Origin of the sequence: uncultured Amaricoccus sp. (assembly GCF_937858865.1) — a bacterium.
Taxonomy (GTDB): domain Bacteria; phylum Pseudomonadota; class Alphaproteobacteria; order Rhodobacterales; family Rhodobacteraceae; genus Amaricoccus.
Window position 1 is genome coordinate 1 of record NZ_CALLYO010000549.1, and the last position, 6,127, is coordinate 6,127.

General features: G+C 71.8%; 6 protein-coding genes and 1 pseudogene. 3 read left to right on the forward strand and 4 right to left on the reverse strand.

The genetic code is table 11. The features are described from left to right. The 3 genes and pseudogenes from Q0112_RS16150 to Q0112_RS16160 form a co-directional block, all read right to left on the reverse strand. Nucleotides 1–741 (reverse strand): annotated as a pseudogene (locus Q0112_RS16150) (hypothetical protein); the annotation flags it as partial. Nucleotides 742–747: 6 nt separating this feature from the next. After that, nucleotides 748–1,479: a hypothetical protein gene (locus tag Q0112_RS16155; protein WP_297977006.1), complete on the reverse strand. Its 732-nt coding sequence runs from the start codon at nt 1,477–1,479 to the stop codon at nt 748–750. 92 nt (nt 1,480–1,571) lie between these two features. After that, a complete protein-coding gene (locus Q0112_RS16160; RefSeq protein WP_297977007.1) occupies nt 1,572–2,795 on the reverse strand; it encodes a urate hydroxylase PuuD in 1,224 nt (407 codons plus the stop codon). Between the two features lie 113 nt (nt 2,796–2,908). On the opposite strand from Q0112_RS16160, the gene Q0112_RS16165 reads away from it, so the two are divergent. The 3 genes from Q0112_RS16165 to Q0112_RS16175 all read left to right on the forward strand — a co-directional run bounded on the left by Q0112_RS16165 (nt 2,909) and on the right by Q0112_RS16175 (nt 5,589). Continuing rightward, nucleotides 2,909–3,829: a LysR family transcriptional regulator gene (locus Q0112_RS16165; RefSeq protein WP_297977008.1), complete on the forward strand. Its 921-nt coding sequence runs from the start codon at nt 2,909–2,911 to the stop codon at nt 3,827–3,829. Nucleotides 3,830–3,941: 112 nt separating this feature from the next. After that, complete coding sequence (locus Q0112_RS16170; RefSeq protein WP_297977009.1) at nt 3,942–4,544, forward strand: hypothetical protein; 603 nt, start codon at nt 3,942–3,944, stop codon at nt 4,542–4,544. Nucleotides 4,545–4,719: 175 nt separating this feature from the next. After that, nucleotides 4,720–5,589, forward strand: a complete 870-nt coding sequence (locus tag Q0112_RS16175; protein ID WP_297977010.1) for a ParB N-terminal domain-containing protein — start codon at nt 4,720–4,722, stop codon at nt 5,587–5,589. Between the two features lie 416 nt (nt 5,590–6,005). On the opposite strand, the gene Q0112_RS16180 is transcribed toward Q0112_RS16175, so the two are convergent. Then, the coding region (locus Q0112_RS16180; RefSeq protein WP_297977011.1) for a hydroxyisourate hydrolase at nt 6,006–6,127 on the reverse strand (122 nt) is incomplete at its 5' end.

A 6,127-nucleotide genomic window follows, 5' to 3' on the forward strand; every position in this document is an offset into this window, starting at 1 on the left:
CGCCCGCGCCTCCGCCGCCCCGACCGCCCCGGTCACCTCCGCCAGCCGTGCCTCCGTCACCTCCACCGCCCCCGTCACCTCCGCCAGCCGCGCCTCCGCCGCCTTCCGGCTCTCCTCGACGTCTGCGGCACCGGCCGCCGCCACCTCGCCGCGCTCGGTCGCCGCCCGCACCGCCGCCTCACGGGCGGCCAGCTCGTCATCCAGCCGCTTCAGCTCCGCGTCCGCCGCCTCCCTTTCGGCCGCCTGCCGCCGCACCTCCGCCTCCCTTTCCGCCGCGGCTTCCGCCTCCTGCCGCACCGCCGCCTCCGCGGCGTCGCGGGTCCGCTGCGCGGTCTCGACGGCGGCGCCCAGCGCGGCGGCCCGGTCCTCGAGCGCCTTCACGCGCGCCTCCGCCGCCGCGACCGCCGCCACCAGCTCCCCGCGCCGCTTCTCGTCCTGGTCGGCCGCCGCCCGCACCGCGTCGGCCTGGGCGCGCAGCGTCTCGGTATCGCTCGACACCCGGTCGAGGTCGTCCATGGCGCGGGCGACCCGCTCCTCGGCTTCCCCGACCTCAGCCTGCAACCGCCCGCGCTGGGCCTCGAGCTCGGCCACCTCCGCCTGCATGATCGCGATGAGCTCGCGGTTCGGCGCGACCGCCGGCGCTTCCTGCCCCGCCGCCCCGCCCGCCGCAGCGGCGGCAAGCCCGCCCGCGACGAGAAGCCCCGCAACCCGCAGCCTGACCCCGCCCCGCCCAACCGGCATGCCCGGCTACTCTCCGATCCAGAGGTCGAGCCGCCCCGGCTCCGCATCGGCCAGCAGCTGGCCGTAGTCGCGCACCCCGACCGTGCCGCCCGGCGCGATCACCGGCGCCACCACCCGCCCGAGCGCCTCCGCCGCCACCAGGTCCGCCGCGCGATAGTATCCGACCCGCGAGGTCGCGATCTCAAAGGGCAGCGGCTCGATCAGCACCCCGGTCACGCCGGCCTCCGCCAGCGCCGCCAGGATCGCCGCCTTCCGCTCCGGCGCGAGGTCCGGCCCGATCCGCAGCCGCACGCTCGTTACCCCGGCGAGCGCCGGATCGCTCGGCGCGACGACCGCGGGCGCTCCGCCCGGCCCATCCTCCGCCACCGCCGCCTCCGGCACGCCGGCCTCTGGCGCCGCCTCCTGCACAGGCGCCTCCTCGGTCTGCGAGACCCGGAACATCAGCGCCGCGCCGACGATGGCCACCGCCACGACGACCCCCAGCGCCGACCACTCGCGCACCCCTGGTTTCCAGCCCCCGGCCGCCTTCGCGCCCGGATGCGTCGCCGCCTCCGGCTCCGGCGCTGCCGGCGAAACGCCGACGCCCGCTTCCTTCCCGGAGGCGGGCGTCCTCTTGTCCTCGCGCGGCGCACTCCGCCAGGGCCCGGTCACCGCGCCGGCACGGATGCCGTCCCGGCGGCTCCAGTTCTCGGCCGTCTTGCCGGGCGGCCGATCGCGCGTCCCGTCCACTGGCTGCACCTGCTCTTCCCGGCGCCCCGGGCGCTCTCGCCCGGAAGGATAGGTCAAAGCCGCAGCCGCTCGAAAGCCCCTTTTACGCCGAGCCTTAACCCTCAGCCGGCCACGGCGGAGCGGTACCAGTCGATGATCGCCTTGCGCTCCAGCGGCTCGATCTCCGAGACGTTGCCCGGCGGCATGGCATGGCTCCGCCCGGCCTGCAGGTAGATCTCCCGCGCATGCGCGGCGATCTGCGCGTCGGTCTCGAGGATCACCCCCTTCGGCGCCCGATGGATGCCCGGCCACCCCGGCTCGGCGGTGTGGCACATCGAGCAGCGCCCGCGCACCGTGTCCGCCACCTCGGTGAAGCCGGCCGCCGCGGCGAAGCGCTCCTCGGTCGGGCTCAGCGTCGCCAGCTCCTCGCGCTGGCTCATCGGCGCGCTGGAGAGCCACATGATGATGACGAAGAGCACCGCCGTCGCCGCCCAGGTCCAGTTCGGCGTCTTGCCGGTCGCATGCATGGTGTTGAAATAGTGCCGGATCGTCACGCCCATCAGGAAGACGAGGCTCGCGATCAGCCAGTTCCACTCCGTCGCGAAGGCGAGCGGATAGTGATTCGACAGCATCAGGAACAGGACCGGCAGCGTCAGGTAGTTGTTGTGCGTCGAGCGCAGCTTGGCGATCTGCCCGTACTTCGGATCCGGCGTCCGCCCGGCCTTCAGGTCCGCCACCACGATCGTCTGGTTCGGGATGATGACGAGGAAGACGTTCGCCGACATGATCGTCGCCGTGAAGGCGCCGAGATGCAGCAGCGCCGCCCGCCCGCTGAAGACGTGGGTATAGCCCCAGGCCATCACCACGAGGATCAGGAACAGGATCACCATCAGCAGCGTCGGATTCTTCGCCAGCCGCGACTTGCAGAGGTTGTCGTAGAAGAGCCAGCCGATCGACAGCGAGAGCAGCGACATCAGGATCGCCCCCCAGGCCGGGACGTCGAGGACCGTCCGGTCGACCAGGAAGAGATCCGCCCCGGCATAGTAGACGATGCAGAGCATCGCGAAGCCGGACAGCCAGGTGACATAGCTCTCCCACTTGAACCAGACCAGATGCTCGGGCATCCGCTCCGGCGCCACCAGGTACTTCTGGATGTGGTAGAATCCGCCGCCGTGCACCTGCCATTCCTCGCCGTAGGCCCCCGGCGGCAGATGCGGCACCTTCTTCAGCCCGAGATCGAGCGCCACGAAGTAGAAGGACGAGCCGATCCAGGCGATCGCGGTGATGACGTGCAGCCAGCGCACCGCGAAGGCCAGCCAGTCCCAGATGATGGCGAATTCATACATTTCTTCCTCCCCGACAGCGGATTTGGCCAAGGTCGCAGAAAAGCGCCTTCAGGCATATGCCGGAGAAGAGCGAGCAGTTTCGCCTTTTGCCTGAAAATGCTAGGCTCGCCCGCATGTCCTACGTCGCCAACCTCCGCACCTTCGTCCGCGTCTACGAGCTCGGCTCCATGTCGGCCGCCGGACGCGACCAGCGCATCTCCGCCGCCGTCGCCTCCGCCCGCATCGCCGAGCTCGAGCGCCACCTCGGCGTGCGCCTCTTCAACCGCACAACCCGCAGCCTGCAGCCGACCGAGCAGGGCTCGATCTTCTACCAGGGGGCGCAGAAAATCCTCGAGACGATCACCGAGGCCGAGGCCGCCGTCGCCGACGTCTCGCGCCACCCGCGCGGCTCGCTGCACGTCGCGGCCCCGCTCGGCCTCGGCAAGCGGCTGATCGCGCCGCTCATCCCCGCCTTCAACGACCTCTACCCGGAGATCGAGGTCCGCCTGCGCCTCTCCGACCGCCGGGTCGACATGACCGCCGAGGCGCTCGACCTCGTCTTCCACCTCGGCCCGCTCGAGGATTCGACGCTCCGCATCCGCCCGATCGCCGACTGCCCGCGCCTGCTCGTCGCCGCGCCGGAATACCTCTCCGCCCGCCCGCAGCCCCGGACCGGTGCCGATCTCCTCGCCGACCACCACGCCTGCCTGCTGCACCGCTACCCCGGCGCGCGCGAGTTCTACTGGACGCTCTCCACCCCCGACGGCCCGCGCCGCTTCGACGTCACCGGCCCGCTCGAATCGGACGACGGCGACGTCCTCACCGCCTGGGCGCTCTCCGGCCGCGGCATCATCCTGAAGCCAACATTCGAGATCGCCGACCACCTCGCCTCCGGCGCCCTCGTCCCGGTCTGCGAGGACACCCCGCCGCTGCCGGTGTCGCTTGCCTGCCTCTTCCCCTCCAAGCGCCTGCAGGATCCCAAGAGCCGGCTCTTCATCGACTTCATGGTCGCCGCCTGCAAGCGCGAGCTCTCCCGCCTGCTCGCCCCCGCCTGACCCCACGCCGCCTGACCCACGCCGCCTGACCACTCGCGGCGCGCCTGTATCGTCGCCCCCCGCTTCGGGTGTACCCTCCGCCCATCCTGCACATCGGATTTCGGAGGGAAGCATGCGCCTGTTCTGCCGCCTCGCCTTCGCCGCCACAGCGCTCCTCGCCGCCCTGCCGGCCGGCGCCGACCCCGCCACCGACGCCGCCGTCGAGCAGATGCGCGCCGGCGCCGACAAGTACCGCGACGTCGAGGCCGCGCTGGCCGACGGCTACGTCCGCGACCCCGCCGACCATTGTTTCGCCGCCGACATGATGGGCATGCCGCCGGAGATGGGGGTCATGGGCATCCACTACTTCCGCCCCGACCTGCTCGCCGTCACCTCGACCGACCCCGTCGTCGACGGCACCGGCACCTACACCGACTGGGCCATTCCCTCGATTCTCATCTACGAGCCGCAGGCCGACGGCAGCCTCGAGCTCGTCGCCGTCGAGAACCTCGTCTTCATCGAGGCCTGGAAGGCCGCCGGCAACGGCGCGCCTCCCGTCCTCCTCGGCCGCACCTGGGACACCATGATCGACGACCCCGCGACCGAGGCCGACGAGGCGCACGGCTTCGCCCCCCACTACGACCAGCACGTCTGGCTCTACCGCGAGAACCCGACCGGCCTTCTCGAACCCTTCAACCCCGCCGCCACCTGCGAGCACCACCACGCCGCCCACTGACCCCGGCCGGGAGGAACAGGCAAATGCCGCGCGAGTGCCGCGGTCGCGCAGCCCTCCCGCCGTGCGGCGTAACCAGCACGCGCGCCCGACGCCGGCACCGCCCGCTCCTCCCGCCCCTCCGGCAACCCCGCCCCCACCCGGTGCATCCTCCGCTCACCCGAATCGGAGGCCGCCCATGCCCGACCCCATCCACCTCGTCCCCCTCGCCGAGATCGACGACGCCGCCCTCCCGCGCGACCGCACCGCCCTCGACCCCGAGGCCCTGCGCGAGCTGCGCGACTCGATCCTCGCCTCCGGCCTGCGCATGCCGGTCGAGCTCTTCGAGCTCGCCGAGCCGTACCAGGGCCGCCGCTACGGCATCCTCTCCGGCTTCCGCCGCATCGCCGCCTTCCGCGAGCTCGACGCCATCGGCATCCACCACCACGACCGGGTCCCCGCCTTCCTCCGCGCCCCCGCCGACAACGCCGCCGCCTTCGCCGCCATGGTCGAGGAGAACGAGATCCGCGCCGGCCTCTCCCCCTGGGAGCGCGCCCGCGTCACCCTCGTCGCGGTCAGGAGCGGCGCCTTCGCCACCATCGACGCCGCCATCGACGCCCTCTTCCCGGCAGCCGGCGCCGTGAAGCGCGCCCGCCTGCGCGCCGCCGCTGCGGTGGTCGACCTGCTCGAATATACGCTCGCCGCCCCCGAGACCCTCTCCGAGCGCCGCCTGCTCCGCATCGCCGCCGCCATCACCAACGGCTTCGGCTCGATCATCGACGACGCCGTGCGCCAGACCCGCTCCCGCCAGCCCGAGAGCCAGTGGCAGGCGATCCTCCCCTACCTCGTCGAGTCCGAGCGCCAGACCGCGACCGACCCCGAGCCCGACCCCGACCGCCAGTCCCGCGGCGGCCGCCCCCGCCGCTTCCTGCGCATCCGCCCCCAGCTCGTCATCCGCCGCGAGGCCACCCGCGACGGCTACATCCTCCGCTTCACCGGCCGCGAGGCGACCGGCGGCCTGATGGACGACATCCTCGACGAGATCGAACGGCTGTTCTCGGTGGCGTAGGGGGCGACTGCCAGCGACGTCGCGTTCGGTGAAAAGCTTCCACCGTTGCCGCCCCTGCTGTGGCTGCATCTCTCGCGGTGACGGTGCCGTCTTGCCGGATTTGACCGTCGGCTCGTATCCGGGCGCGTCCGCGCGTCCCGCGCTCCAGCGAACGGCCCGGGAAACGCATGCGTTCCCTGTCGGGTCGCATCCTCGCGGGCCGAAGGCCCGCTTCGATCGACAGCCCGAATGACCGCCAAGAGTCGCGACCTACAAATGGTCACCCGCTGGACGGAGGGGAGCGGATTTCTCGCATCCTCCAGCCGAAGAAACGTCACCAGACCGGCATTCACACGCCGTTAACCTGACGTATTCCTTCTACATCAACAACTTACCTATAGTTTCGCGCGCGAAATCCCCCGTTTCGCACCCCGACCCTAGCTCCCTCGGTACGTCGAGTAGCTGTAGGGCGACAGCAGCAGCGGCACATGGTAGTGCTCCCCTGCATCCCCGATCCCGAAGCGGATCGGGATCACGTCGAGGAACCGCGGGCTCTCCC

Coding starts and splice junctions, on each gene's coding strand:
- Q0112_RS16160 (WP_297977007.1), bottom strand. CDS start 2,795: ATGTATGAATTCGCCATCATCTGGGACTGGCTGGCCTTCGCGGTGCGC.
- Q0112_RS16170 (WP_297977009.1), top strand. CDS start 3,942: ATGCGCCTGTTCTGCCGCCTCGCCTTCGCCGCCACAGCGCTCCTCGCC.
- Q0112_RS16175 (WP_297977010.1), top strand. CDS start 4,720: ATGCCCGACCCCATCCACCTCGTCCCCCTCGCCGAGATCGACGACGCC.
- Q0112_RS16165 (WP_297977008.1), top strand. CDS start 2,909: ATGTCCTACGTCGCCAACCTCCGCACCTTCGTCCGCGTCTACGAGCTC.